General features: G+C 38.0%; 25 protein-coding genes and 1 riboswitch. Of the genes, 17 read left to right on the top strand and 8 right to left on the bottom strand.

The genetic code is table 11. The annotated features are described in order from the left end of the window. Positions 1 to 78: 78 nt before the first annotated feature. From J2S08_RS22790 to J2S08_RS21245, 5 genes are all read left to right on the top strand, one after another. Positions 79 to 153, top strand: coding sequence for a DUF7716 domain-containing protein (locus J2S08_RS22790; RefSeq protein WP_442320933.1), 75 nt, complete (start codon positions 79 to 81; stop codon positions 151 to 153). 267 nt (positions 154 to 420) lie between these two features. Continuing rightward, a complete protein-coding gene (locus tag J2S08_RS21255) occupies positions 421 to 810 on the top strand; it encodes a hypothetical protein (protein WP_307233164.1) in 390 nt (129 codons plus the stop codon). Positions 811 to 862: 52 nt separating this feature from the next. After that, positions 863 to 1,372: a hypothetical protein gene (locus J2S08_RS21250; RefSeq protein ID WP_307233163.1), complete on the top strand. Its 510-nt coding sequence runs from the start codon at positions 863 to 865 to the stop codon at positions 1,370 to 1,372. Between the two features lie 220 nt (positions 1,373 to 1,592). After that, positions 1,593 to 1,667 (top strand): putative holin-like toxin, encoded by a 75-nt coding sequence (locus J2S08_RS22700; protein ID WP_370875652.1) that lies wholly within the window; start codon positions 1,593 to 1,595, stop codon positions 1,665 to 1,667. Between the two features lie 657 nt (positions 1,668 to 2,324). After that, entirely contained in the window at positions 2,325 to 2,921 is a 597-nt protein-coding gene (locus tag J2S08_RS21245; RefSeq protein WP_307233161.1) for a SecY-interacting protein Syd, read from the top strand. A gap of 315 nt (positions 2,922 to 3,236) precedes the next feature. Here the strand turns inward: J2S08_RS21245 and J2S08_RS21240 are convergent, their stop codons facing one another. Next, the gene (locus tag J2S08_RS21240; RefSeq protein WP_307233159.1) at positions 3,237 to 4,127 is read right to left on the bottom strand and encodes a GNAT family N-acetyltransferase; all 891 of its coding nucleotides are present in this window, start codon (positions 4,125 to 4,127) and stop codon (positions 3,237 to 3,239) included. An 850-nt stretch (positions 4,128 to 4,977) separates the two neighbouring features. On the opposite strand from J2S08_RS21240, the gene J2S08_RS21235 reads away from it, so the two are divergent. The 8 genes from J2S08_RS21235 to J2S08_RS21200 all read left to right on the top strand — a co-directional run bounded on the left by J2S08_RS21235 (position 4,978) and on the right by J2S08_RS21200 (position 13,612). Next, on the top strand, positions 4,978 to 5,817 hold the full coding sequence (locus tag J2S08_RS21235) for an ABC transporter ATP-binding protein (protein WP_307233157.1): 840 nt from the start codon (positions 4,978 to 4,980) through the stop codon (positions 5,815 to 5,817). Further along, positions 5,750 to 6,502 (top strand): ABC transporter permease, encoded by a 753-nt coding sequence (locus J2S08_RS21230; protein WP_307233155.1) that lies wholly within the window; start codon positions 5,750 to 5,752, stop codon positions 6,500 to 6,502. The genes J2S08_RS21235 and J2S08_RS21230 overlap by 68 nt, the downstream gene beginning before the upstream one ends. Positions 6,503 to 6,559: 57 nt before the next feature. Next, entirely contained in the window at positions 6,560 to 7,561 is a 1,002-nt protein-coding gene (locus tag J2S08_RS21225; protein ID WP_307233153.1) for an aliphatic sulfonate ABC transporter substrate-binding protein, read from the top strand. A gap of 415 nt (positions 7,562 to 7,976) precedes the next feature. After that, a complete protein-coding gene (locus J2S08_RS21220) occupies positions 7,977 to 9,419 on the top strand; it encodes an AraC family transcriptional regulator (RefSeq protein ID WP_307233151.1) in 1,443 nt (480 codons plus the stop codon). A 380-nt stretch (positions 9,420 to 9,799) separates the two neighbouring features. Further along, entirely contained in the window at positions 9,800 to 10,774 is a 975-nt protein-coding gene (locus J2S08_RS21215) for a FecCD family ABC transporter permease (protein WP_370875736.1), read from the top strand. Continuing rightward, on the top strand, positions 10,774 to 11,796 hold the full coding sequence (locus tag J2S08_RS21210; RefSeq protein ID WP_307233147.1) for a FecCD family ABC transporter permease: 1,023 nt from the start codon (positions 10,774 to 10,776) through the stop codon (positions 11,794 to 11,796). Before J2S08_RS21215 ends, J2S08_RS21210 begins: the two co-directional genes overlap by 1 nt. A 12-nt stretch (positions 11,797 to 11,808) precedes the next feature. Then, positions 11,809 to 12,792, top strand: a complete 984-nt coding sequence (locus J2S08_RS21205) for an ABC transporter substrate-binding protein (protein ID WP_307233146.1) — start codon at positions 11,809 to 11,811, stop codon at positions 12,790 to 12,792. 4 nt (positions 12,793 to 12,796) lie between these two features. Continuing rightward, positions 12,797 to 13,612, top strand: a complete 816-nt coding sequence (locus tag J2S08_RS21200) for an ABC transporter ATP-binding protein (protein ID WP_307233144.1) — start codon at positions 12,797 to 12,799, stop codon at positions 13,610 to 13,612. A gap of 175 nt (positions 13,613 to 13,787) precedes the next feature. Here J2S08_RS21200 and J2S08_RS21195 read toward each other — a convergent pair whose 3' ends face one another. Next, a complete protein-coding gene (locus tag J2S08_RS21195; RefSeq protein ID WP_307233166.1) occupies positions 13,788 to 14,771 on the bottom strand; it encodes an NAD(P)H-quinone oxidoreductase in 984 nt (327 codons plus the stop codon). Between the two features lie 481 nt (positions 14,772 to 15,252). Between J2S08_RS21195 and recQ the strand changes: the two genes are divergently transcribed. After that, on the top strand, positions 15,253 to 17,385 hold the full coding sequence (recQ, locus tag J2S08_RS21190; RefSeq protein ID WP_307233142.1) for a DNA helicase RecQ: 2,133 nt from the start codon (positions 15,253 to 15,255) through the stop codon (positions 17,383 to 17,385). 58 nt (positions 17,386 to 17,443) lie between these two features. On the opposite strand, the gene J2S08_RS21185 is transcribed toward recQ, so the two are convergent. Continuing rightward, the gene (locus tag J2S08_RS21185; RefSeq protein ID WP_307233140.1) at positions 17,444 to 18,793 is read right to left on the bottom strand and encodes a YjiH family protein; all 1,350 of its coding nucleotides are present in this window, start codon (positions 18,791 to 18,793) and stop codon (positions 17,444 to 17,446) included. Between the two features lie 411 nt (positions 18,794 to 19,204). Between J2S08_RS21185 and J2S08_RS21180 the strand changes: the two genes are divergently transcribed. Next, a complete protein-coding gene (locus tag J2S08_RS21180) occupies positions 19,205 to 20,077 on the top strand; it encodes a Cof-type HAD-IIB family hydrolase (protein ID WP_307233138.1) in 873 nt (290 codons plus the stop codon). 441 nt (positions 20,078 to 20,518) lie between these two features. On the opposite strand, the gene bshB2 is transcribed toward J2S08_RS21180, so the two are convergent. Both bshB2 and J2S08_RS21170 read right to left on the bottom strand, forming a co-directional pair. Then, positions 20,519 to 21,202 (bottom strand): bacillithiol biosynthesis deacetylase BshB2, encoded by a 684-nt coding sequence (gene bshB2, locus J2S08_RS21175; protein ID WP_307233136.1) that lies wholly within the window; start codon positions 21,200 to 21,202, stop codon positions 20,519 to 20,521. An 18-nt stretch (positions 21,203 to 21,220) separates the two neighbouring features. Further along, complete coding sequence (locus tag J2S08_RS21170; RefSeq protein ID WP_307233134.1) at positions 21,221 to 21,568, bottom strand: YojF family protein; 348 nt, start codon at positions 21,566 to 21,568, stop codon at positions 21,221 to 21,223. A gap of 247 nt (positions 21,569 to 21,815) precedes the next feature. Here J2S08_RS21170 and J2S08_RS21165 point away from each other — a divergent pair, with 247 nt between their 5' ends. Beyond that, complete coding sequence (locus J2S08_RS21165; protein WP_307233132.1) at positions 21,816 to 22,394, top strand: biotin transporter BioY; 579 nt, start codon at positions 21,816 to 21,818, stop codon at positions 22,392 to 22,394. Positions 22,395 to 22,407: 13 nt separating this feature from the next. Further along, positions 22,408 to 23,391 (top strand): biotin synthase BioB, encoded by a 984-nt coding sequence (gene bioB, locus J2S08_RS21160; RefSeq protein WP_307233130.1) that lies wholly within the window; start codon positions 22,408 to 22,410, stop codon positions 23,389 to 23,391. A gap of 133 nt (positions 23,392 to 23,524) precedes the next feature. Here bioB and J2S08_RS21155 read toward each other — a convergent pair whose 3' ends face one another. The 3 genes from J2S08_RS21155 to pdxK all read right to left on the bottom strand — a co-directional run bounded on the left by J2S08_RS21155 (position 23,525) and on the right by pdxK (position 25,275). Then, a complete protein-coding gene (locus J2S08_RS21155; protein WP_307233127.1) occupies positions 23,525 to 23,839 on the bottom strand; it encodes a DMT family transporter in 315 nt (104 codons plus the stop codon). Continuing rightward, positions 23,839 to 24,186, bottom strand: coding sequence for a DMT family transporter (locus tag J2S08_RS21150; protein WP_307233126.1), 348 nt, complete (start codon positions 24,184 to 24,186; stop codon positions 23,839 to 23,841). The genes J2S08_RS21155 and J2S08_RS21150 overlap by 1 nt, the downstream gene beginning before the upstream one ends. 62 nt (positions 24,187 to 24,248) lie before the next feature. Further along, positions 24,249 to 24,348: riboswitch (guanidine-I (ykkC/yxkD leader) on the bottom strand. Positions 24,349 to 24,471: 123 nt separating this feature from the next. Next, positions 24,472 to 25,275: a pyridoxine/pyridoxal/pyridoxamine kinase gene (gene pdxK, locus J2S08_RS21145; RefSeq protein ID WP_307233124.1), complete on the bottom strand. Its 804-nt coding sequence runs from the start codon at positions 25,273 to 25,275 to the stop codon at positions 24,472 to 24,474. Positions 25,276 to 25,584: the final 309 nt, after the last annotated feature.

Genomic DNA, 25,584 nt, shown 5'->3' with positions numbered 1-25,584 from the left:
CTTGGTAAATATAGATAGCTAACAAAAGTATCTAGTTCCCAAGAAGCTCCCACTTCAATCAGACCGCAAGGTCGATAAGTGGTGAGTAGTTCACTGGAAGCTTTCTTATACTATTATGATCATGATGCTTTTATAGAATTACATAACTATTAAATCGGCTTTATTTGTTAATAAGAATAATGGACAAATATGTTGTTTGGTTGAATGGTATTTTTGTTTCGATATCTATGCCTTTTGAGAGTGAGATTAAAAATCAAAAGAGATTTTTCCAAAATATATATGAAGTATTATTCGGAACATAAATTCTATTTTATTAGCAAGAAATAGAGTAAAGAAAATGCCTTCAAAATGGTTATCTGAATACTTTTCTGAGGTTTAGAATAGTATTTTCATTTTGATTTGGTACTGGAGAAGAACGGAATGTACGATAAAGATACGATTAGAGACCTGTTAATAGATTCTACACACAGTATACATGAGGCTAACATTTTTTTTGAAGAGAGACTTCATGATAAAGCATTATTGGATATTCTCATTGACATAGCTTTAGACGATTACTCTAGTGATGCCTCGATGACGGCTTCTTATTGGATTTCAAAATTTACGGAGAATGTACTAGTTCAAATCGAGGATAAACTATTAATACTCCAAGAAAATGAACTAGATAATAATTCAGTTCATGCATGGATTGCACTTGGGAGAATTAAATCTAAGAAAGGTTTACTTTATCTAATTGAAAAAAGAATATCGTCAAAGCTAAGCTGGGAAGCCGAAGCTCTAAAACATCATTTAAAAGACTATCTTAATTAATAACAGCGGTTGGCAGAAAAATAAAACATAAAAAGTGAGGTGCTGTACGAGGATGGAGTTAAAAAAAGATATATTGATAGAGATTGATGGCTTAGGCATCATTATATATTCACCTCACGCTGTTTCGTTCATTCAAGAAGATGAAGATTACCTTACTAGTAAATACCTCACAGCAGAACAGGTTGCGGATCATGTTAATAATGGAACAATTGTAAGCTTTGGAACTGGTTCTCCGGGCAATTATCTGTTAAAAATCAGGAGCGGATATCCAAATGAAAATCTGCTAGACTCGTTTGATTTTGTTCTAAGATTAGGTATTCAAGTCAGTGGAGAAATAATTTTTTTCAGAGATCTTTATGATCTGATGGAATGGACATCTCATTGTCCGAGTACACAATCAATACATCTAGAAAATGGATATTATCATATTACTGTTTTCAGTAATCTGCCTAAATCGGGAATTCGCGGGGAAAATCAAGAGATTTATGTTTATTTTAATAAATTGCGTTGTTTTCCTAAAATAAAATATTATGGTGTACCAACTTTTGAGCAGCTTACTTAATTTACTTTTCTGGGATTTATAGAAAGATAACTGTGAACATTCACATGAAGATTATGACGTCCATGATAAGAAAACTCTACGAGAAGTTATAACAATTCTAAGGTATAATAAATTCCTCCCTGCAAGGATAGCCTAGTTTCATTTTATGTTATAATCAGTTTAATAGAGAGATGCCTCATCGGTGGATCGGCACTCCCCAAGATGGAAGGGGGTGCTTATTATGACTGTATACGAGTCTATATCTTTAATGATTGCATTTGCAATGCTTGTCATAGTCATAAAAGATAAAAAATAATCCACCCTTGAGGTAACGACTCATTACGGGTGGATTAACGTCTTAATCTACTTTTGTTGGTCGATCCCCTTTGAAGGGAATCTTTCTATTCCATGGCTACCGGTGCTGCCAACACTGGTGGCCCTTTTAGTATACTTATTATTTGCTTTTATTATACATCAAATTAAAAATAATTTCAGCATTACTTTTCAGTTTAGTTAGTATTATAGGCACCGTCATTATTTTTATCCCACATCTAACTGGCAGTAAGACCCCTACCTCAAGAGTAAGAGGAATCAAAGAAGTCTAGTAGGGGATAACTGCCAGTAAATGTCTGATTGTTTCAACTAACCATGAGTGGGGGATGAGAGAAGACTCCCCTCATGGAAGTATCACTTTATGTTAATGAAGAATCTTTTTAGTAAATTCCCTTTACTTTTTCCCTATAAACATCGCTCCCAGTGTAAACGTGTGTCTCGATGGGAACTGATGATGAAGCGTTGATTATCGTTTTCAAACTGTAAAACAAAGAAACTTTCAAGGAATCTTTGTGAGAAAATGGTTCGTTGAAATTTACTGTATTTCCAATAATTTGCTAAAAATTCAAATTGGTTGAATAAATGTTACTAAATGATTTTGAGTAAGCTATAGAATATGAAGTTTATGGATGATCGAATAATGATTTCGTCAACCATGCAATTTTTACAGAGTATTGACAAGAAAGAGGTGAATGAATTGCAAGTAAAAGAGGCATTAGATCATTATTTTCAAAAATTATTAGAATACTGTAATGATACTTTTGGGGTTTTGCCGCAAATCCCTTTTGATGAAGAAATGAATCCGTTGTTATATAATAGTGAACCAGATGAGGATGATTATGTTTCTTGGAAGCCAAAAATAAAAGAAAAGCAAGAGGATTTCGAAGCGATAGAAGCGCATATTGATGTACGTTTGCATCCCTCTATAAAAGAATATTTTCAATCTTTTTGGTTTTTAAATCTTCAAGGCTTTTATCATTCAAAGTTTATTTCTCTAGAACCAGTTGAGCCAGATAAGGATATGCACAATTTTTTTGTGAATCAAAAAAATTACGAAGCAAGTAAGGGAAAAACATTAAAGAATATACAGATTGGTTTCCTTTCACCTGAAAATATGGCCTTAATGGTTCATAATGAAACAGGAGAAATACTACAAGAAGATTTTGAAACAGGAGAAACTATTATCATTGCAAAATCTATAGAAGCGCTCATTAGGGATTTGCGCATATCGAGATAGATGATAAGTTTAATAGATACGAGAAAAGATAAACATAGATCACAACCATGATAGTGATGCATCATTTGTAAAAGGGGGGCTTCTGAACGAAGGATTTCTTTAAAATATCCCACTCTTCAGTGAAGATATGGGAGCTAAAAAGTGATTTAGAAGGATTTGAGACTCTACAGCTTGTGAATTTTCAAGAAGATTATCTTACATTTGATTTAAACTTTCATTAAAATGTTATCTTGTTAACCGTTGATATTTACTCTCTAACTTTTCAATTAAAAAAGGAATAGCATTGCTATTCCAAAATTTTTTTCATCAGAAATTTCATGCATGGGATGTTAACGGAAATAAAAAATTTCCTGTAAAATCTTTTAATAACGGGCGAACAAACAATGTATCATCAGTCTCTATAATAAAAGCTGATTGGATGTTCTCAAGATCAGTATCAGGTACAAAGTAAAAATGAATCATCTCCGTCGTATCTGAAATCAAGTGATTTACAACTGTCTCTAAATCGATCGCTTTTTTACTGACTATATCAAAAACATGCAACTGTTCTTCTTCTCGTTCAAATAAAACAATTACATCTTCCTCTTCAATATAATAAACTGCGTCATGAAAGACTGCAATAAAGTAAAACATTAATAGAGACTCATTATCTTTCACATTTAATTTCGATGAAATAGGGAATCTTTCAGCCGCAAACTCTTTCATCAACTTGAAATCAGCTTTGTTATTGACGTCTAGTTTGCGTAGAGCAGATTTTTTAGCCACTTTCTTTTTTAAATCTGAAGCTTTCAAGCTGAAACTACTTTCCTTGACTTGTTCAAAGCCAAACTTAGGGTAAAAATCTAGTACCGTATTATTTGCGAATAAGTAAATAAAGTCATAATCTTGTTCATATTTTTCAATGGTATGGTTCATCAACTTAGCTGCCAATCCTTGATGACGATAATCTGGATGCGTCATCACAGTCCCTAGTTGAATGGCCTTATATTCCTTGCCATTCAAGATAACAACCATCTTATTAACAGAAACATTGGCAATGACCTGATCTCCATCTACATATGAATAACAGATATAGTTGTCATTCCAACAGCCCTTGTCATACCATTCCTTAAAATCGATTTCAAATATTTGTTTTGCGAGCTCTTTAAAGCTTTCCTTATATTTTTCGATCTGCTTGTAATCACTGATTAATTGATATTCACTCATCACAAATCCTCCATTTTTTATTTTGGCTCATTAGCAAATAGTCTTTTTGGCGGTCATTGGGTATTCACCTCCTTTAAATTCGTGAGAAGCTAACGAAAGAACCTAAAAAAACAAAAAAGACCATAAGAAGAATTCTCTTCTCATGGTCAAATTTCTGTCTATTATAAATAAACCTACCCTATAGAATAGATGTCATGAAAAAACAGAAATTTGTTTTAAGTAAGATATGATGTCTTCTAATCGCTTTCTGTAAAAGGGCACAACAAATAGAACGAATGGAATGCCATCATTCAACCCTTTACAATATAAAATTCGGTGGAATTTAAACTAGCGATTAATAAGTTTCATCATATACAATCAAAACCTCTTTTCAAAATAAGTATGGATTAATAATATATTAATTTTAAGACAATGTAAATAAGCCAACGCCAATATGAGTGGTATCAGTTAGGTTTTAAGCAAGCGCCTCGATTGATTACCTCATACGAATAAGCTCCCTATCATTGGAAACGTTCTTGATTATTGCGAACATTAGTGCAAGAAACGTTCTTATGAAGTTGAAAATGACATATTATAAGTTTAAAAGAATCGCTTCTTATTGAGCGTGTTTAGCTGCGAAGCTGCACACAGAAGCGGTTCTTTTTATTTGGGAAAAATGATTGAATAGAATGCCGCTAGGTATACAAACGACATCTGACTGAACTCAACTATCAATCTTTTAAAAAGCACCCTATATAAAAAAGCATATTTTTGCATTTTTATAGTTGACAAAATTGATATGATTAGTGATGATTAATGAATATATAAAACCCATTTGTTTAATCGGAATTTGTGGAAAAGGGGTGGAACCATGTATTTGACAATCGATGGTGTAGAAAAAAGCTTTGATCATAATGCGAATCAAGTAAAAGTACTAGATGACATCCATTTAGAAGTTGAGAAGGGTCAATTCGTTTCAATCGTCGGCCCGTCTGGTTGTGGGAAATCAACTTTGCTCTATTTGATAGCTGGATTGGAGAAGCCAACGAAAGGGAATATTTGGATTGCTGGAAACAAAGTGACAAAGCCAGGGCCTGATCGGGTTGTTGTCTTTCAAGAAGCAGGATTATTTCCTTGGTTAACTGTACTTGAAAATGTCATGTATGGATTGCGTTTAAAGAAAATGTGCAAGGAAAAGGCAACGGAAAAAGCACTAAATGTTTTAAAGATGGTTCATCTCAGCCGTTACGCTTCCTCATATCCACACCAGCTATCAGGAGGAATGAAACAGCGGGTTGCCATTGCACGAGCACTTGTTATGGAGCCGGATATATTACTAATGGATGAACCATTTGCAGCACTTGATGAGCAGACGAGAATGGTGCTGCATAAGGAATTGTTAGAGATTTGGAGAAAAACGAAAGTAACGATTTTTTTCGTCACTCATAATATTCGCGAGGCTGTTCTCTTATCAGAAAAAATCATTGTCTTTGCGACGCGTCCGGGGAAAATGAAGGCTGCTTTTTCAGTGCCAACAATGCAGGATGGGGTGATGCCTGATAGTGTCACGTTAAATTTGGAGCAGCGGATTTTATCGATTTTACAAGAAGAAATTGAAAAAGTATTAAAGGAGGAAATGGGTGATGAATACAACTTTAAGACGAATCCTATTCATCATGACACTAGCGGTGATATGGGAAGCCACATCTAAATTTTCCAGCCTGCCTGATTTCATGTTTCCTTCGCTTACACAAGTGTTAAGAACACTATTTACTGGCATCACCAATGGACAAATCACAGCAGCTATTTTGCATAGCATTGGCAGGCTATTACTCGGTTTTTCGATTGCTGTTGTGCTCGGTCTCCTGCTTGGTTATTTTATTTGGCGCTTTCAGTTTGTTGAGGATACGCTTGGATTTATCATCACTGCATTACAGTCCATTCCAAGCATTGTTTGGCTGCCGCTTGCAATTATTTGGTTCGGCCTGAACAACATGGCAATTCTTTTTATTGTCACGATTGGAGCAACGTGGACAATGACAATCAGTGCAATAAGTGGATTTAAAAATGTACCGCAATTGTATCAAAGAGTAGCTAAAACATTTGGTTCCACTGGGTTCCATTTTTTGCGAACGGTTATTTTTCCTGCATCCATCCCACACATTATTTCTGGGCTAAGAATTGCATGGGCATTTTCTTGGCGGGCATTAATGGCAGGGGAACTGCTAGGTGCGGGTACTGGACTTGGACAGCTTCTTGAAGCAGGCAGAGCACTTGGACAAATGGATCTTGTGATTTCAGTCATGATCATCATTGCTGTTATTGGTACGATTATGGATAATATTATCTTTTTGCGGTTAGAAAAACGTGTACAAATGAAATGGGGAGTAAGTTAGAAATGTGATTTTCAGCTGCTTATACCTTCTGAAAAAAATGAGAAAAGGAGAGAAGATATGTTGCGTAAACGGTTTTTATTCACATTGATCGCGTTGTTTGTTTTCAGTACTCTAGCCGCTTGCGGAGATAAAGATGCAGCAAGCAGCGGAAAAAAAGAAGTGAAAATCGGTTATTTTCCTAACTTAACACATATTGCAACAATTGTTGCCCTTGAGAAGCATTATTTTGAAGAGGAATTTGGCAAAGATATAAAAATTGAAACAAAAACAGTGAGCAATGGTGGATTATTTATGGAAGCAATGGCAACTAAATCAATTGATGTAGGTACAGTAGGGCCTGGTCCATTAATTAACTTTTTCGTTAAAAACCCGAAATATCATCTCATTTCGGGAGCCGTTAACGGCGGTGCTGTTCTAGTATCGAGCGAAGGCAGCGGTATTGCTGATCTAGCCGACCTCGACGGTAAAAAAGTCGCGATTCCGGTTATTGGCAGCACACAAGATGTCATGCTGAGAAAGGCGCTGCAAGATGTAGACTTAAAACCGACGACGAATGGCGGAACAGTTGAGCTTTATGCAGCTGCTCCTGCTGATACCGCTACATTATTCGTTCAACAATCGGTAGATGCTGCTGCAACGCAAGAACCGTGGGGATATATTCTTGAAACAAAGGCGAAAGGGAAACTGCTGCTAGATTGGGAACAATTTGCTTGGGGCAAAGAATCAACCAATACGGTAGTTGCTGCAACAGATACTTTTTTACAAAATGAAGAGCATGTAAAAGCATATTTAAAAGCTCATTTAAAAGCGATTGCGTTTATTCAAAAACATCCAGAAGAAAGTCAGGAGCTTGTCATTCAGCATATTGAAGCATTAACAGGCAAAGAAATAAACAAAGCGGAATTGCAAGCTGCTTTTCAAAGAATAGAAGTAACTGCCTCCGTTAATGAACAGGTCATTCAGGAAATGGCTGATATTAGTAAAGAAGCAGGATATATTTCAAGTAGTGATATTAATGGGCTATTGAATTTATCCTTCCTTGAGGAGGTACAAAAATAGTAAAGTGTTTAGTAAAAAACGCCGCTTGGGAATGGATGTTAAAAAGCAGCGTATTTTTTGGTCAACATGGCAGGAGATGAAACCCATAAGTGCTTTTCGGTAGTTACATACAGCTTAAGCGTTGCTGGAAGGAACTGTTGGCAAGGTGATTCTTGCTACTGTTCCTTTTTTCTTTTTACTCTTAAATTCCAAAGTTCCTTCCAATATGAAATCCTAACCTCGTCCCTTTTGATTTTGTTGTATAGATTGGAAGGATACAGGGGGGGGATGCCAAAAACGGGAGCTATCAAACTCGGAAACGTATAACAGTCTTGAGGTTGTTTTATTGGAAATGATGAAAGATATGTTAGAATCATCTATATGACCTTTATTTGATAATAAAAATCATTATCAATAAAAAGAATGAGGTGATGATGTGACATATCATGCGACTAGTAATCCATGGAGTCTTCTTTTACATTCGATAAAAAGAACACATGAGGGTGCAGTGGAAGCAGGACAAGATTCAGTGTTGTTATTTAATCATGGTTCAGCCACAAAAATCATCTATAATGGCAAGCCTCACAATTTAAAGAAGCATGCTGCTCTTTTCTTCGTGAATCCAAAGGTTAATAGTATACAGCTATCATCTTTAGAGCAAAATCAGTTGCTAGTTGTTCACTTTTCAATACTAACAAAGCATAAGCATACTCTTTTTTCAGATGAGTCTGTAATCTTGTTATTTCAAGAAAAACTATATCCATTATTTAAACAGCTTGAAGCAACAAAGGGCAAGACGATAAATGAAGAATATAGTTGCAAAATGGCAATTCTTTTTCAAATTATCAGCCTATTTTTAGGCAATGAGCATTGTATAGAAATTAAACAGCCAGGCATCCAGCACGTTATCCATCGTCTTCATCAGCAATTTCACCATACAATGAAAATCGAGGAATTAGCAAAAGATGCTGGCATGAGTGTAAGCACATTTTATAAGGCATTTCGCGCTGAGACAGGATATGCTCCTCTTCAATACATCACGTATTTAAGGATTGAAAAAGCGAAGGAACTTCTTAGTTGTACAGATGACCAAGTTCGGCAGATCGCGAATAAAGTCGGCTATAATGATGAGCGTTATTTTAGCCGTTTATTTAAAAAATGGACAGGACAATCACCTTATATGTATCGAAATGTCCATCTTGCTGATGTGTTGACTGATGCGAATCCATTGTACCATTCTTTGCAATTATTAAATGTGCCACAAACACAATTAGAGAAGTCTAAGAAGAAAAAAGGGAGGATGGAAATTCAATCGAAACATCGCGATTTTTCCATGCATTATGAATTGCCAATGAAAAAAGATTGGCGTGAGCAGTTTAAAAAAGTAGCTGATATCGTTGGAGAGAAAAATACGGCTTATTCTTTAATAAAAACGTACGACGATCGTGTGAAAAAAGTAAAATATGCTTTGCAAGCTGTTTTAAAAGAAGAGACCGTTGCGATCTTGAGATTATTTCATCATGGTTATCGGCTATTTGGATATCAACGTAAAAAATGTTCAGATTGTCTATATAGAGAACTGGGAGTGGCTGTGCCTCCATCATTATTGAACCATCATTTTATTGATTTTGATTATGGGGAGACTTGCGATTTTCGAGACATTGATCATTTGTTAATAAAAGCAGATGGCAACAATCCGAGCCATTTAGAAAAATGGCTGCACGAAGTTGGCTGCCCTTCCTTTGCGGCGATTAGAAATGGGAAATATTATTTTCTCTCAAAAACAGTCACTTTTGATTATTCTTTTCAGACGCATCTAGAATTATTAGATGATATGGAGAGGATTTTTTTACCCGAATATGTTTACCAAACACAATAACTGAAACCCCTTCCTTACCTTACTAGCATAAAAGTGGGATGTGAGAGATAACAATAGACTCCACTTCCCATCTCTCTTCTCAGGAAACGCATCATTGGCATGAAACTTTCATCATGTGAAAACCATCCATTGATAACGTGAAAGACAATTGTCCAATTATTTTTGGAAAAACGTCTATTCTTTCTTGTTTGAAATTCTATTATCATGATAATGATTATCATTGTTATTAATAGGGCGGTGAATGATGCGTTTCTATTACTTTACTCAGCATGTAAAGAGGAATAGGAGAGGCCAAACTAAGTTTCAAGATGGGAGTTTTGGGATTGGAAGCAGCAGTAGCGAGCAAGTTTCGTTCATCACGTTTTATTCGTGGTGTGTGTATGATTCTTGCAGGAGTCATGATAATTGTTATTGGATTATATTTTTCTGTTTTGTCAGGAGTTGCCTCTATTTCAGACAAAGAGTTTATGGAAACTCTTTTTCAATTCAATGCGAGCAATGAGAAACATTTGATTGTTTGGCATCTTCGAATTCCGCGGGTACTAGCTGCGTTGTTTGTTGGAGCTGGTTTTGCCGTTGCTGGTGCGATTATGCAGGGGGTTACACAAAACCCGTTAGCTGATCCTGGGCTGCTTGGGGTCAATGCCGGGGCTGAATTTATGCTTGTTCTTATTTTTGCTTTTTTTCCATTCATGCCATTTCAGGCTGTGATTTTCTTTTGCTTTATCGGAGCTGGATTCGGTGCTTTGCTTGTGTACGGAATTGCTTATTTTGCAAAGGGCAGTATGACGCCAGTGAAACTTGCTTTAGCAGGAGCAGTCGTTGGTGCTCTTTTAGTAGGAGTGAGCCAGGCAATTTCTATCCTTTTTCAATTAAATTTTGAAATGGCTTTTTGGTCGGCAGGCGGGATTGCTGGTGCAGAATGGACACAAGTGAAAGTAATCATTCCATGGATCTTGCTTGGGTTGATGCTAGGATTTTTTTTATCGCCATATATCACACTCCTGAATTTAGGAGAGGAGATGGCAACAGGACTTGGACAGCGTACAACCCTTATTAAAATCCTAGCAGCAGTCAGTGTTTTTCTGTTAGCAGGAGCATCTGTATCAACAGTTGGCGGCGTTGGCTTTGTCGGGCTTGTTGTACCGCACATTGTTCGCTTTCTTATCGGAACAGACTATCGCTGGGTGATTCCATGTTCAGCAATCATTGGAGCAGCACTCGTTATTTGGGCAGATATTGGAGCGAAATTAGTAAACATGCCATACGAAACCCCTTTAGGGACAATTATCTCTCTTTTAGGCGTACCTTTCTTTTTATATTTAGCGCGTAGAGAAAGGAGAGAGCTATATTGATGCCAAAAGAGATAGCAGTACTATTTACGAGAAAAAGAATCATCGTTCTATGTACGATTTTTATTTTGCTCATTGTGGCGCTTGTCCTTTCCTTTAACTTGGGAAGGTATACGCTGTCTCCATTGGAAGTGATACAGACAGTGATTGGTAATGGGACGAAAAGGCAAGCGTTAGTGCTCTTTGAGTTTAGGCTCCCGCGGATGATCATTGCAGTCCTTGTTGGAGCAGGTCTTGCGGTATCAGGTGCTATATTGCAAGGGATATCACGAAATGATCTTTCCGATCCCGGCATTCTTGGAATCAACTCTGGAGCGAGTCTAGCAATTGTCATGTATATTTCCTTTTATCCTATCAAAGCTGGCACTTCACCGTATTTACTGCCTTTTTTAGCGTTTGTCGGTGCTTCCATTACAGCAGTGTTTATTTATCTATTAGCATATAAAAAAGGCAAAGGAATCTCGCCAACAAGGTTGATTCTGGTTGGAATAGCCACAGCGATGGGAATCAGTGCAATCACCATTCTTTATACGTTGAAATTTCGCCCTGAGGAATTTCAATTTGTTGTGGAATGGAGTGCAGGTTCGCTTTGGGGAGCAGATTGGACATTTGTCGGTGCACTCTTGCCATGGATTATCATTTTAATTCCAATCACATTGCTCAAATCCCATTCATTAAATTTATTACAGCTCCATGAAACACTTGCTAAAAATCTTGGCGTTTCAATTGAAAGAGAACGGCTGCTGCTTTTAAGTATTGCAGTTGGATTAGCAGCTTCATCGGTTGCAATCGGCGGAGGAATCGGCTTTGTCGGGCTAGTAAGCCCACATTTAGCAAGGCGTCTAGTCGGGACGAAGCATCAAATTTTGATTCCAGTAACAGCAGGTGTTGGCGCATTGCTTGTCCTTACCGCAGATACGATTGCTAGAAATCTACTGCCCTTTACGGAAATTCCCGCGGGTGTTGTCATTTCCTTGCTAGGGGCACCTTATTTCCTCTATTTATTAATGAAGTCAAAAAGGTAGGAGAATGTAAACATGATAAAAAGAAGTCTATATATTTTTCTCGTTGTACTAGGATCGATTTTTCTATTAGCTGCTTGTGGAAGCAAGGAAACAGGAAAACCGGCTACAAACGATAAAGAAGTGGAAACAAAACATAAAGAAGAACAAGAGGAGGAGAGCAAAGACGAAGAAATTCCTGACTATCCACGTACGATTGAGCATGAAGCGGGAACGATCACACTAGAGAAAAAGCCTGAGCGGGTTGCGATTACGGATGTAAATGCAACGGATTATGTGATTGCATTAGATGAAGTTCCGATTGGTGCCCGTATTGCTACAAGAGACAGATCGCCAAAGTTATTCGAGCTGACAGAAGGGCTTGATATTGCAAATTTAGGCGGCAAAGTCAATATGGAAGCATTAATTGGTCTTGAGCCAGATTTAATTATACTGACGGAGGGCAAAGGGAGTAACTATGACCGCGATAGCAAGGTAGCTCCAGCGATTGTAGTCGATGGCTCTAATGATCGCCGAAAACGGCTTCGCCAAATTGCTGAAATCTTTGCGAAGGAAGAAAAAGCAGAGGAGTTATTAAAGGAACTGGACGATAAAATTGCAGAAGCAAAAAAAATTGTAGCCAAGCGGGATGGTGAAACGGCACTCTTTTTAAGAGCGAACGGAAAAGATTTTACCGTTTTAACGCCAGAAGAATATGGGTTACTGTATGAAGAAATTGGCTTAAAGTCAGTTGGGCAATTTCCTGATCAAGGTCAAGTAGGCGTGGAAAGTATTAGTGAAGCAGACCCGGATCATTTATTCCTTGTTGAAAACCGCAGACAAATGGATCCGGGAAACCCGAATGCTTTAATTTCGATTTGGGATGATCATCCAGTATGGAAAAATTTGCGAGCAGTCAAGAACAATCAAATGTATATCCTTGATCCACTTGTTTCTGATAGCTTTTTCTATGGTCAACATCTTGAGCTTGAGGCAATTATTGAACATTTAGGGAAGTGAATAAATGACTAGCCGAATACGAACTGAAAATGTTGATATTGGCTACGATGATAAATTAGTCGTGAAAGAGCTGAATCTTGAAATTCCAAACCAAAAAATCACTTCATTAGTTGGTGCAAACGGCTCGGGAAAATCAACAATCTTAAAGACGATTGGACGAATTATCAAGGCAGCTGAAGGTGCGATCTTTCTTGATGGAAAAGAGCTGCATGAGCAAAAGACAAAAGAAATTGCCAAAAAATTAGCGATTCTTCCCCAAAACCCGTTTCCGCCACTTGGATTAAAGGTTGATGAATTGGTTGCTTATGGACGTGCACCTTATCAAAAAGGGTTTAATACGCTGACAAAAGAAGATAGAGAGATTGTCTACTGGGCTTTAGAAGTTTCGGGAATGCTGACCTTTGCCAAGCGAGACCTTGACTCTCTTTCAGGAGGCCAGCTGCAGCGTGTCTGGATTGCAATGGCTTTGGCACAGCAAACAGAAATATTGTTGTTAGATGAGCCAACGACGTTTCTTGATATGGCACATCAAATGGATGTCCTTTGTTTATTGGAAAAATTAAATAAAGAGGAACAACGAACGATTGTCATGGTTGTTCATGATTTAAACCATGCGTCACGCTTTTCCGATTACATGATAGCGATTAAGGATGGGAAAATTGTCAAAAAAGGAACGCCGAACGATGTAATGAAAACGGAAGTGCTGCGAGAAGTATTTGGCATTGATGCAGACATCGTTCAAGCGCCAAGAACAGGGCATCCAATTTGCGTCCCATTTGGTACGTTTCATGTTAAGAACAGAAAACAAGTAGTGTCTTAACCTATAAGGGAATGCTGTCAATTTAGCAGCATTCTCTTTTTTCTGCGTCTAGCATAAGTGTCATCTATAGGGTAAAAGTCCAGCCGTGAAACAGGTATTTATTTTCTTTTCTTTCGATACGAATGGTTTTCTACTTTCATCATTCATCCTTGAAAAAACCTTGTTCAAAACGAAGTCAATTGTCCTTTACTCGAAGTATAATTTTACCGATATTGCGGTTTTCTTCCATGTATAGATGAGCTTTTCTAACCATTTCCAAAGGAAATGTAGTATCAATAACAGGCATTATTTCTTTTCGTTTAAAATAAGGTGTTACGTTTTCAACAAATTCTTTCGTTAAAAGAGCTTTGTACTCATCACTTCTAGGGGTTAGTAATGTCCCTGTTAATTGAATGCACTTTGACATCAAGGTAAATAAGTTTATCTTTTCTAGTTCACTTCCACCAAGAATTCCAATAAGGACCCATCGACCTTCATTCTTAATACTAGCTAAGTTTTTCTCCCAATAATTGGCACCAATAAAATCCAAAATCAAATCTACACCATTACCGTTTGTAGCATTTAGAACCTCTTCATCAAATGACTGCTCCTTGTAATTTATCACAACGTCTGCTCCAAGTTTTCGGCAAAAGTCGAGTTTTCTATTAGAACCAGCAGTAACAATAACGTTTGCATGACAAAGTTTTTTTGCTAATTGAATTGCTGCTGTCCCAACTCCGCTAGCTCCTGCATGAATGAATACGGTTTCTTGTTTTTCAAGTTTACCTATCCAACATAACGTTTGATAAGCAGTTAGGAACACTTCAGGAATTGCTGTAGCTTCTTCAAATGTGAAAGATTCGGGGATTCTCATCGCTCGATCAGCTGGCATCACAACAAACTCGGCATAACCACCACCATTTACCAGCCCCATTACTCTGTCACCTACTGAAAAGGAACTATCGCCATTTATTTCAACAACTGTTCCTGCAACTTCAACGCCTAAAATAGGATTTACAGCATACCCCATTTTTCCTTCACGCGTTATCATATCTGTTCGATTTACAGCTGCTGCATGAACACGAATAAGCAATTCTCCTTCTCCCAATTTTGGAATTGGCACTTCAACAACTTCAAGTTGTTCCGGACCACCTGGTTTTTTTACGATCACAGCTTTCATCATTAACCTCACTCCTGTTAAATATTTGTTTTACTTTTTTCTATTCAAATTCTTTTTAAACAGTTATATTTGATAAAAAAATCAATGTTACTTGGCATTTATCATGTTGCCAAAAAACGAGACAGAAGCTCGGAAAAGTATCCTCTTTTATCCCACATCTAACTGGCAGGCAGCCCCCACCCCAGGGAGTAAGAGGAATCAGAAGCGCTAGGTGGGGGAAGAGAGGAAACTCTCACTATAGGAGTTTCACTTTATTTGATTAAACTGTACGGTGGGCTGAGAGATCTGCTCGATTTTTACAGCAGAACAAATAATACATCTTGCAAATTTACACACAGAACGTCAGTTATAAACATTTTTTTGTGAACGTTACGTGCTGATATTGCAGATGATAGTGATAGATGACTGCAAAATCTCTCCTACTTTACATATCATTACTTGCTATAATAGCATTAAGATAATGTGATATGGAGGTACTTGCATGCTGAAAAAAGCGGAGAAATTGCTCCAGTCCTATTTTGGCTACGATGCGTTTCGCCACGGACAAAAAGAAATCATTGAGAAAGTATTAAATGGCCATGATACGGTTGGCATTATGCCGACTGGCGGCGGTAAGTCCATTTGTTATCAAATTCCTGCTTTGCTTCTTAATGGGGTGACGATCGTTGTTTCGCCATTAATTTCGCTAATGAAAGACCAAGTAGATGCATTAGAAAAGATAGGAATTCCTGCAACGTATATTAATAGCACGATTACAGGGGGAGAGATGCGGGATCGCCTAGAAGGAATCATCTATGGTAAATACAAGCTTATATATATAGCGCCTGAACGATTAGAAACGCCATCCTTCGTTCAATTGCTAGAACAGATTGATATCTCCTTAGTTGCTATTGATGAAGCCCATTGTATTTCACAGTGGGGACACGATTTTCGCCCAAGTTATTTATTGATTAGACGTTTTATACAACAAGTGCAGCCAAAGCCAGTTGTCTTGGCATTAACTGCCACTGCCACACCGCAAGTGAAAACAGATATTTGTGAGCTGCTTGACATTCAAGCACAGCATACAGTTATCACAGGATTTGGCCGCAAAAATTTGCTTTTTCAAGTCGTCAAAGGGCAAGATCGCGATGCTTACTTACTTGCATACATACGGAAAAATAATACCCAATCAGGCATCATTTATGCTGCAACACGCAAAGAAGTAGAACGTCTGCAAAAGTATCTTCAGCAGCGGGGAATCAAAGCTGGAAAATATCATGCTGGCATGTCAGAAAATGAACGGAATCAAAATCAAGAGCAATTTTTATATGATGATATTACCGTGATGGTCGCTACCTCTGCGTTTGGAATGGGCATCAATAAATCGAATGTTCGCTACGTGATTCACTATCATATTCCGAGAAATATGGAATCTTATTACCAGGAGGCTGGGCGTGCTGGCAGGGATGGGGAGGAGAGCGATTGTATACTCTTATTTGCTGCGCAAGATGTTCACATTCAGACGTTTCTCATCGACCAATCGGAAATGGAAGAAGAGCGGAAGGAAAACGAATATGGGAAGTTAAGGAAGATGATTGCCTATTGTCATACGGAGTCTTGTTTTCAACAATATATTTTGCATTACTTTGGAGAGCAAACATCCTTTGTATGTGAAAAATGCGGCAACTGTCAAGATGACCGAGAACAAATTGATGTAACGAGGGAAGCGCAGATGGTGTTTTCCTGTTTAAAACGAATGAACGAGCGCTTTGGAAAAACGATGATCTCAATGGTGCTGACTGGCTCTGCCAATCAAAAAATCAAAAGTTTTGGGCTTGATAAGCTCTCCACATATGGCATTATGAAAGAACGAACGCAAAAAGACGTCAATGAATTCATTGATTTTTTAACAGCAGAAGGATACTTGCGTCCAACTGATGGAGCCTATCCAGTGCTAATGCTAACAAACAAAGCAGTAAAGGTGCTGCTTGGAGAAGAAACAGTGCTGAAAAAGGAAAAGCTCCAAGTGAAACAGCTTGTAGAAGATGATGTACTTTTCGATCGTCTTCGTCAGCTCCGCAAAGAAATTGCTGCCTCTGAAAAAGTGCCTCCTTATATTATTTTTTCTGACCAAACGTTGCGGGATATGTGTATACATTTACCTGCCACAAATAGCGAGATGCTAAGTGTAAAAGGGATTGGGAATCGGAAGTTGGAGCTTTATGGAGAAGCATTTATGCAAGTAATAAGATCTTACAAGGAAGAGAATGGGGTCTCTCCTCAACTTTCGCGTATTGAGGAAGAGTTTTCAGATGCGAAAAGCAAGAAAGAAAAAAGCCATCATCTTACTTATAAGCTTCTGCAAAATGGTAAAACGATCGCAGAAATCGCGGCAGAAAGAGAAGTATCTGATCGGACAATTGAAGGTCATATTATTAAATGTGCGGAAGAAGGCCTTGAAATTGATTGGGACCAGTTCATTCCAAAACAATATGAATCTCTCATTGCTGCTGCAGTTGAGGAAGCAAATTCAGAAAGATTAACTCCGATTAAAGAATTGCTGCCTGCAGAAGTAGAATTTTTTATGATCAGGGCTTTTTTACAAAAAATGAAAGGTCATGCGCCTGCTTGAAGAGGATCATTAAAAAACTTCCAATTAACAAGATACGCTCGTTAATTGGAAGTTTTGTTTAGAAGAGTAAATGAGCAACGAGCACAATAATAGGCAACGAGATAAGCGTACGCAAAAAGAAAATAACAACTAAATCTTTAAACGAAACAGGCACTTTAGAACCTAATAAAAGGCCGCCGACTTCTGACATATAAATAAGCTGGCTTACCGAGATGGAAGCAATGATAAAACGAGTCATTTCTGATTCGATGCCTGCTGCCAGAACAGAAGGAAGAAACATATCAGCAAAGCCTATTACTAATGTTTGAGAGGCTGCTTGTGCTTCTGGTACTTGCATCAATTCTAATAAAGGAATGAACGGCATACCAAGCCATTGAAAGATTTTTGTATTTTCTGCAATAATGAGTGCTAATGTTCCAAATGCCATCACAATTGGTGCGACTCCCATCCACATGTCCAGCACATTTTGGATGCCATCTTTAAAAAATGTAGTAAAGCGATTGTTGCGAGCCGTTAACTGCGCTTGCTCTAAACCATAACCAAAGCGTGTATATCCTTCCGGAATCAATTCGGTTGTTTGTTTGCCAGGCTTGTCTTGATAATAAGTATCTTCTTTTTTTGCTAACGGCCAAATGCGCGGCATAATGAGTGCACAGACCAATCCTGCAAATGTAATCGTCAAATAATAAGGTACAAATAAATGTGCTAAATCTACAGTAGCAATGATCACCATGCTAAACGTAATCGAAACAATCGAAAAAGTTGTACCAATAATAGCAGCTTCCCGCTTTGTATAATAGCCTTCTTCGTATTGCTTACTCGTTAAGAGAACACCAATTGTACCGTCGCCAAGCCAAGAAGCTAAAGCATCGATGGACGATCGGCCTGGAAGTTTAAAGAGTGGACGCATCACTTTTGTAAGAAGTGCTCCGAAAAGGTCCAACAGTCCGAAATTTAGCAATAATGGCAATAAAAGTCCTGCAAATAGGAACACACAAAACAAAGTGACAAGCAGGTCTGTTAATAATAATCCGCCAGTGTCATCAGACCAGATGGCCTCTGGACCAATTTTGTAAAAGGTCATGATGACAAAAATAGCAGCAAGCACTCTTGATATCACCCAAATCATATTTACATGAAATAAATTGTTTAGGAATGGCCTGCTCATAATGAAGTTAGGTTTGGCGATCTTTGCTAGAAGCGTACCAATCGCAGTAATCGTAATAATAATCATCATAATAGCGGGAATCTGAGATTCTAATGCTGACTTTAGTTGATCGGCGAAAATCGCCACAGGTATTGTCACTTTTCCTTGAAATGGGATTGGTATCATAAATAATAAAATACCCAATAAAGAAGGTATGAGGAATTTCAGCAAGTCTGCTGTCGTTGTTTGCTTATTTTTCATTCGCTTCATCCTTTACAACAATAATCACTTTCCAGTTTTAGTAGAATTAGTTCGAGAGCTTTCGTTCCTATTGTCGATTTTCTTATAATGTATATATGATCCTCCTTTCCTCCATTAGATCATGCCATGAGTAATATATAAAGATCGTCTCTTCATTATAGCAGGAAATTCATGTAGTTGGACAAACAATGCATCTAGTAATATTAAGGTAAATGAATAAAGTGGACCATTTTTCCTCATATGCTAGGGAACTACTAAAATACTTTAACTATGTTAGAATAAAGAGGAGTGAATCAACGAAGATACGTACAACCATAGTATGCGAAAATACACATCCTTAGTAAAATTTATTTGTTAAAATAAAGATTTTAATAGATTGGCAGGTGAGGCACCCAAAAATGGTGCTGAAGTATGATTAAATGTATTGCAACAGATATGGATGGAACATTATTAAATGGCAAGATGGAAATAAGTATGCTTAATCGCCAAGCGATAAAAGAAGCGCAAGAGAAAGGGATCGAAGTAGTGATTGCGACGGGTAGGCTATATGAAGAGGCTCGTTCTATTCTTTCACAAGCAGGCTTAGATTGTCCGATTATTAGTTCAAATGGCGCTGAGGTGCGTCAACAAGATGGAAGTGTGACCAGCGCTGTTGCTTTTGAACGAAAAAGAGCAAAAACTGTAGTAGATTTATTGAATCATGAACAAATCTATATGGAACTATATACGAATGAAGGTGGATATACGATTGACATTGAAAAAGGCATCGATGTAATCGTAGACCTTTATCTATCAGAAAAATTTTCAGAAAGTGAAGAAGATGTTCGCAATGTTGCTCAAACTCGTTTTACTAAAGGCACTATTAAACGGTTGAATCACTTTGCCGAAGTGCTTGAAGATGATAACCAAATGATCTATAAAATGATTGCTTTTTGTTTGGACAAGGTGTTTTTAGCGGAAGTAAGAGCACAGTTGGAACAGATAGACGGAATTGTCGTAAGTTCCTCTGGTGGAAATAATCTTGAAATTACAGCAAAAGGTGCGGAGAAGGGCATTGCATTACAAAGATTTACAAAAGAAAAAGGTATTGATTTAGCAGAAACGATGGCAATTGGAGATCATTTTAATGATCTCTCCATGTTGACACTTGTTGGACGGCCTGTTGCAATGGGCAATGCTGAAGATGCTGTCAAATCAGTTTGTACGAACATAACAGCTACAAACGAAGAAGATGGTGTTGGAAAAGCTATCTACGAGGCAATGAATTTACAAGTTAATAGATAAGGATAAAAAATGGAGGCTGCCCCTAAAAGTCATAAAAATGACTTTTGAGGGCAGCCCGTTCTGTTTGGTTGGATTTAGCTAACTTGATCGAGCGATGAGGAAATAAGCAGGCGACTTATCAACCAAATTTATTGGTTTATAATCCGAAATAAGCGATTTATAATCTAAATTCACCTTTTTATAAGCTAATTTAGCCGATTTATCAGCCAAAACAATCGGTACAGCTATTCGTTCAGTGCAGCCACAGCATCCGATAGCTACAGAACTAAAAACAGGTGGAGAAATTCTCCACCTTATCTTATCGATAGGATAGGAAAAAAGTTCTCCCTTTATAAAAAAATAGGGTCTGCCCTTTAGGACAGCCCTATTCTTACCTACAATCAAGTCTTTTATATAAATTTAATTCAAAAAAATTTGGGCATGTCATAGTATGCAGAGGAGCTATTCAACTTTATCATGATCCCAATTATAAGTCCAAAACCGTTCGTAGTGAAGCCAGCGGATTGCTTCAGGATCTTGCTTGGCAAGTTTTTCTTCCAATTCTTTTAGCATCCAAACTGTTTGAGAAATATGTGCTTTCATAGCGCCGAGCTTCTGTTCAGATACTGCACTGACATCGTTGATAATATCAGGAGGCCCAATTTCATCTTCATGGTGATTAGAAAAAGCGACGCAATGGAGTTTAGGCCGCGATTCCAGGGGCAATCGCCTAATTGCACGAATAACAGCTCTTGCTGTTGCCTCATGGTCTGGGTGAACCGAATATCCTGGATAGAAAGAAATAACGAGCGAAGGGTGTAATTCTTCAAGTAAAGCGAACACCATGTCGGCCAATTTTTCATCACTTTCAAATTCTATTGTTTTATCACGGTAGCCCATCATGCGTAAATCTTTGATTCCCATCACAGCTGCTGCAGCTTGCAATTCTTTTTTTCGAATCTTTGGCAGTCCTTCTCTCGTTGTAAAAGGTGGATTTCCTAAATTACGCCCCATTTCTCCTAATGTTAAGCACGCATATGTAACAGGAGTTCCATTTTTAATATGTGCTGAAATTGTTCCTGAAACTCCGAAAGCTTCATCGTCAGGGTGTGGAAAGACAACTAAGACGTGGCGTTCTTTCTCCAATGTTTCTCCTCCTTTCTATTAATCAAAAGGTTTTTCGCTTATTTGTAAAGCAACAGCTAGCTTGCCGTCATGTCCATGGCCAGCTAATAGCAATCTTTCTTCTTTATCAACTTCGAAATGAGTAAGTCCTTCTGCATAAATCCAGCCAATCGGCATCTTTAATCCAACACGAAATGGACCTTCTCCAACTATTTTTCCATGTTCATAACAAACTTGGGCATTGCGGATATAAGCACCTGCAGAAAAGAACGATTCATCAAAGTGGGAGGCATAAGCGCCATTTGTTGTTTCTAAATGAATATAGACATCTTTTGCTGCAAATTGGTTAATGACTTCCTGGACTTTAGCCAGTTGAATCGGTTCCATAGGAAATCCTCCTCTCAAACCATTCGGACTATAACTATATTTTACTAAAAGAGAAGCGAGAATGCGATAAGGACGATTTATGCATATAAGTAAGCAGCAATGGCAGCTAGTAATACTAGAGGATAAGATTATCTAGTAGGAAATAAAATATTTATGTTAACCATATTATAATTAGGTTGACATAAATATTTGTTTTCTATTATACTCCTAATAAACATTCTTTATTAAAAAAGAAGGGAGTATATACATGACTAAAAAATTGACTGCACTACAAATGAGCTATGCTGCGATGTTCTCAGCGTTAATGATGATTGGAGCCAACATTACATCGTTTGTGCCGTTTTTAGTAGTTGGCGGTGTACCTATTACATTGCAAACATTTTTCGCGATTTTATCAGGAATCTTATTAGGCAGCAGGCTCGGGGCTTTGTCAATGACTGTGTATGCACTGCTAGGGTTGGTTGGAGCGCCTGTCTTTGCGCAATTTCATGGCGGTTTAGGCACTTTTGTCAGTCCAACATTTGGTTTTATTCTTTCATTTATTTTTACTGCATATGCAGCTGGAAAAATCGCAGAAAAAAGCAGCAAGCTTTCTGCTTACATATTTGCTTCGATTATAGGAATGGCTATTAATTATGTGATTGGAACGAATTGGATGTATGTTGCTTATAAATGGTGGGCAGAAGCGCCAGAAGGGTTTACTTATCAAATTGCGTGGGCTTGGATGATGGTGCCGCTGCCAAAAGATTTCATTTTGGCTATTTTTGCTGGTTGGATGGCACATCGCCTCGAAAGAACGGTGAATATTCAAAAACGGGCAGCATAAGGAGGGGAAATACATGTTCGAATCGTTAGCACATCGTGTATTAGCTGGACATTCATTGACAGATGAAGAGGCAATGGAAATTTTAGAGTGTTCCGACGAAGAACTATTGCGGCTGCTGCATAGTGCTTATATTATCAGACGCACATACTTTGGAAACAAGGTAAAGTTAAATATGATTGTGAACACAAAATCAGGAATTTGTCCTGAAAATTGTCGTTATTGCTCGCAATCGATTGTATCGAAAGCGCCAATTGAAAAATATCCCATGATAAGAAAAGAGAAAATACTTGAAGGTGCAAAGCGGGCTATTGAATTAAAAGTGGGTACTTATTGTATTGTTGCGAGCGGCAGGGGGCCTTCTAATCGAGAGCTTCGACATGTTGCAGAAGCAGTGAAAGAAATAAAATCAGTGTATAACCTGAAAATATGTGCTTGCCTTGGGATTTTAAAGCCTGGACAAGCAGAAATATTAAAAGAAGCTGGAGTCGATCGCTACAATCATAATTTGAATACATCAGAAAGACATCATAATGCAATCACAACGTCTCATACATATGAAGATCGTGTCCAGACAGTGGAAAAAGTAAAAGCAAGCGGCATTTCACCATGCTCTGGTGTGATTATTGGGATGAAAGAAACGAAGGAAGATGTTATTGATATGGCGAGAAGCCTTCATATTCTTGATGCCGATTCCATTCCAGTTAATTTTCTTCATGCAGTCGATGGTACGCCGCTTGAAGGAGTACATGAACTAAATCCCCGCTACTGCCTGAAGGTGCTCTGTTTATTTCGCTTCATCAATCCAACGAAAGAGATTCGCATTTCTGGAGGGAGGGAAGTCAATCTAGGAAGTTTGCAGCCGCTTGGATTATACCCTGCAAATTCAATTTTTATCGGTGATTATTTAACAACAGCAGGACAGGAAAGTACGGCAGATCATCAGATGCTGAAGGAATTTGGATTTGAGGTGGATGTGAAAGAAGAATCAACAATTTGAATGTTGGCTTTTAATTTCAAAAGGGTGAAGCCGCATCAGTGGAAAGGAAAGAGAACCTCCACTAATGAGGCTTCATATTAAATTTAAGGCCAAATTTATCATAAATTGGTCGCCCACTTCATAAAGGAGTAGTTTACGAGATCAGCTTCAACCCGATTGCTGCACTAAGCACCATTGAAATAAACATCATTCTTTTCCAGTCTTTTGATTCTCCATATAAGACCATTCCTAGAATTGCTCCGCCGGAAGCACCAATGCCTGTCCAAACCGCATAAGCTGTGCCCATAGGAAGCGTCTCCATGGCAAGGGCAAGAAAGATAAAACTGGCACCGAAGCCCGCAAGCAGCAGAAGAAGGGCTTGCCAGTTCTGATCTCGATGCAATTTATTAATCATTGCGACGCCGAACATTTCAAAAATCCCTGCTAAAATGAGGAATATCCACGCCATTATGATTCTCCTCCTTCACGTATGGCCGTGTTTTCTTTTGTTGCCATTTTAAGGCCGATAACTCCTGCTAATAATATAAGAATGAGCAGCAATTTCATTAATTTTACTGGTTCGCCAAAAAATAAAATCTCTGCTAAAACGGTCCCGGCTGTACCTATACCAACGAACACAGCATATACAGTACCAACAGGCAATTTTTTTCCTGCCATTATCATGAGATAAAAACTAATAAAAATGCTTATTGCTGTCCCTAACCAAGTCCACACATCGTGTGCATGTTTGAGTCCAATCACCCAAAAAACTTCAAAAAACGCAGCGATGAAAACTTTTAACCAGTTAGCGTTCATTTTTTTCTTCCTCCTTGATGTACGAAAAATAAAAAAGCCCGGAAGATATTCTTTAAAAGAATAACTCCCGGGCTTTTGTCCCTCCGTGACACAGCTTTGCTGTGAGTTTTCTCTTGGACCAGGCCGATAAGAAACAATCGCGGAACCCTAGAAAACTTTTTTATTAACTTTATTAACATTATACGTAAAGAAAACTGTTTTTCAAGTGATTCATGGACAAAGGATAGAGTTTCCTCCTTTGCATAAATCACGTGATGTCTCAGTTTCAATGATACATATTCACGTTTAGGAAAAACGGTTGTAGGCACCGTGCATGACTGGGCCGACAAATTGATTCAGTTGAAAGCCATGTCTAATGGCAGCAGTAACAAAGGTTTTGGCAGAAGAAATAGCTTCAGCCACTGTTTTTCCATTTGCCAGTCCTGCTGTAATCGCTGCCGCAAATGTACATCCAGCACCATGATTATAATGAGTATCGATTTTATCCGCTTCCAATAATGTAAAATCTTTACCGTCATATACTAAATCGAGGGTTTTTTCATGCTGTAATTGTTTTCCACCTTTAATGACAACATTTTTCGCACCAATATCATGGATGGCAACAGCAGCTGCCTTCATATCTTCAACCGTTTTAATTGGGCTTGTTTTTGCCAGCTGAGCAGCTTCAAATAGATTTGGTGTGACAACAGTCGCTCTTGGGACAAGCAATTCACGAAGCGCATTTGTATTTTCAGGCTGCAGTACTTCGTCCTCTCCCTTGCAAACCATAACAGGGTCAATGATCACTTTATCTAGTTGATGCTCATCAATTTTTTTAGCACCTAGTTCAATAATATCTACTGAACCAAGCATGCCCGTTTTCATTGCATCAATGCCAACAGATAGAATGGTGTCCAACTGTTGTTCGACCGTTTTTACATCAATCGGTGTTACTTGATGGCTCCAATCATTTGGATTCATTGTCACAATAGATGTAAGAGCAGTCATGCCATATACACCATGCTCCTGGAAAGTTTTGAGATCGGCTTGTATTCCAGCACCGCCGCTGGAATCAGAGCCTGCAAGTGTGAGTGTTTTTTTCATTGTCATTGTTGGTGCCTCCTCATGTAGAACGTATACTATAAAGCAATGATGTTTTAAGAATATACTAATTTCAAGAAAAAGGGAAGAAGACTCGTACATTTTTTGAAAAAAAGGATAAATGGAGAAAAAAAGAGGACATACTAGATAAAGAACCGAGAAGCTGAGATTTTAACTGGATCTCCGAAAAGAATTCTCCCACTTCTAAATGTGAAGGGCATAACCCAATGAAAGTGGGAGATGAATTTTCGGTTGGCATAAGCCAAAAGATTGTTCTATGATTGGTCTATATAATATGGAGTTTGATAGCACTATAAA

It is taken from the genome of Bacillus chungangensis, assembly GCF_030812995.1.
Classification (GTDB): domain Bacteria; phylum Bacillota; class Bacilli; order Bacillales; family Bacillaceae_C; genus Bacillus_CF; species Bacillus_CF chungangensis.
Note: the sequence above shows the minus strand (reverse complement) of the source record. Positions and strands in the feature narration are given on the sequence as shown.

Excerpts from the sequence above, each read along its gene's own strand:
- J2S08_RS21255 (WP_307233164.1), top strand. The coding sequence starts at position 421 with ATGTACGATAAAGATACGATTAGAGACCTGTTAATAGATTCTACACAC.
- J2S08_RS21250 (WP_307233163.1), top strand. The coding sequence starts at position 863 with ATGGAGTTAAAAAAAGATATATTGATAGAGATTGATGGCTTAGGCATC.
- J2S08_RS21245 (WP_307233161.1), top strand. The coding sequence starts at position 2,325 with ATGATTTCGTCAACCATGCAATTTTTACAGAGTATTGACAAGAAAGAG.
- J2S08_RS21240 (WP_307233159.1), bottom strand. The coding sequence starts at position 4,127 with ATGAGTGAATATCAATTAATCAGTGATTACAAGCAGATCGAAAAATAT.
- J2S08_RS21235 (WP_307233157.1), top strand. The coding sequence starts at position 4,978 with ATGTATTTGACAATCGATGGTGTAGAAAAAAGCTTTGATCATAATGCG.
- J2S08_RS21230 (WP_307233155.1), top strand. The coding sequence starts at position 5,750 with ATGAATACAACTTTAAGACGAATCCTATTCATCATGACACTAGCGGTG.
- J2S08_RS21225 (WP_307233153.1), top strand. The coding sequence starts at position 6,560 with ATGTTGCGTAAACGGTTTTTATTCACATTGATCGCGTTGTTTGTTTTC.
- J2S08_RS21215 (WP_370875736.1), top strand. The coding sequence starts at position 9,800 with ATGATTCTTGCAGGAGTCATGATAATTGTTATTGGATTATATTTTTCT.
- J2S08_RS21210 (WP_307233147.1), top strand. The coding sequence starts at position 10,774 with ATGCCAAAAGAGATAGCAGTACTATTTACGAGAAAAAGAATCATCGTT.
- J2S08_RS21205 (WP_307233146.1), top strand. The coding sequence starts at position 11,809 with ATGATAAAAAGAAGTCTATATATTTTTCTCGTTGTACTAGGATCGATT.
- J2S08_RS21200 (WP_307233144.1), top strand. The coding sequence starts at position 12,797 with ATGACTAGCCGAATACGAACTGAAAATGTTGATATTGGCTACGATGAT.
- J2S08_RS21195 (WP_307233166.1), bottom strand. The coding sequence starts at position 14,771 with ATGAAAGCTGTGATCGTAAAAAAACCAGGTGGTCCGGAACAACTTGAA.
- recQ (WP_307233142.1), top strand. The coding sequence starts at position 15,253 with ATGCTGAAAAAAGCGGAGAAATTGCTCCAGTCCTATTTTGGCTACGAT.
- J2S08_RS21185 (WP_307233140.1), bottom strand. The coding sequence starts at position 18,793 with ATGAAAAATAAGCAAACAACGACAGCAGACTTGCTGAAATTCCTCATA.
- J2S08_RS21180 (WP_307233138.1), top strand. The coding sequence starts at position 19,205 with ATGATTAAATGTATTGCAACAGATATGGATGGAACATTATTAAATGGC.
- J2S08_RS21170 (WP_307233134.1), bottom strand. The coding sequence starts at position 21,568 with ATGGAACCGATTCAACTGGCTAAAGTCCAGGAAGTCATTAACCAATTT.
- J2S08_RS21165 (WP_307233132.1), top strand. The coding sequence starts at position 21,816 with ATGACTAAAAAATTGACTGCACTACAAATGAGCTATGCTGCGATGTTC.
- bioB (WP_307233130.1), top strand. The coding sequence starts at position 22,408 with ATGTTCGAATCGTTAGCACATCGTGTATTAGCTGGACATTCATTGACA.
- J2S08_RS21155 (WP_307233127.1), bottom strand. The coding sequence starts at position 23,839 with ATGGCGTGGATATTCCTCATTTTAGCAGGGATTTTTGAAATGTTCGGC.
- J2S08_RS21150 (WP_307233126.1), bottom strand. The coding sequence starts at position 24,186 with ATGAACGCTAACTGGTTAAAAGTTTTCATCGCTGCGTTTTTTGAAGTT.
- pdxK (WP_307233124.1), bottom strand. The coding sequence starts at position 25,275 with ATGACAATGAAAAAAACACTCACACTTGCAGGCTCTGATTCCAGCGGC.